This window comes from Gluconobacter sp. P1D12_c (assembly GCF_018812105.1).
GTDB lineage: Bacteria > Pseudomonadota > Alphaproteobacteria > Acetobacterales > Acetobacteraceae > Gluconobacter > Gluconobacter oxydans_A.
Map to the genome: position 1 here is coordinate 1 of NZ_JACSIQ010000573.1, position 419 is coordinate 419.

The following is a 419-nucleotide window of genomic DNA, read 5'->3' on the forward strand; positions in this document are numbered from 1 at the left end:
CCATCAGACTGATCTCGAACCATGCGATGCCTCTCATCAATAAGAGACCCCTTGAACAACTTAAACGATCCGTACAAATGTATCTGTCGAGTATAGAGAGACTCATTATAGAACCACTCAAGATGGCCATCCTCCATCGTCTCAATATCGTTCGGCTTAGTCACATATTTTGTGACCTCATCAACAGACTCAAGAGTTACCGCATCCTTAACAATGCACGACATCCTCTCACGAACATCAGCAAGAAAATCCTGCCAGCCGTTCCCCTTCAAATACGGCAGATCAAAGAGGATATTCATATGCATGTTAAGGGTTTCATGATCMTCATTATGAGTGAACTCAGTCCCCCTGAAATACAGATTTGAACCATATTTTTGATTGAGCCAACGGAAGCAATCAGAGAGCTTGCGTGTCCATTT

At 43.1% G+C, this 419-nt stretch carries 1 protein-coding gene; it reads right to left on the bottom strand.

The window, feature by feature from the left end:
- The coding region (locus tag KP705_RS18205; protein WP_215765315.1) for a protein rep at nucleotides 1-419 on the bottom strand (419 nt) is incomplete at both ends.